Here is a 248-nt window from a genome sequence, read left to right on the forward strand (position 1 = left end):
CTCACCAGGAAATCGATGATGTGCTCCAGCGTCCGCAGCTCACCCAACAACTCCGGACCCACACTCGGCACCTGGGGAAAACGCTCCTGCACCGCCCCCAGAATCTGCACCCGCTTGATCGAGTCAACACCCAGATCCGCTTCCAGATCCATCCCGGTGTCAATCATCTCCGCCGGATAACCCGTCCGCTCCGCCACCACACCCACCAACGCCGACCGCAACAACCCCGCATCCACCGAACCAGCGGA

1 protein-coding gene is annotated in these 248 nt (G+C 62.5%); it reads right to left on the reverse strand.

The window, feature by feature from the left end:
• A partial coding sequence (locus tag FrCorBMG51_RS24415; RefSeq protein WP_157180678.1) for an acyl carrier protein occupies positions 1 to 248 on the reverse strand: 248 nt, incomplete at both ends.

This window comes from Protofrankia coriariae, assembly GCF_001017755.1.
Taxonomy (GTDB): Bacteria; Actinomycetota; Actinomycetes; order Frankiales; family Frankiaceae; genus Protofrankia; species Protofrankia coriariae.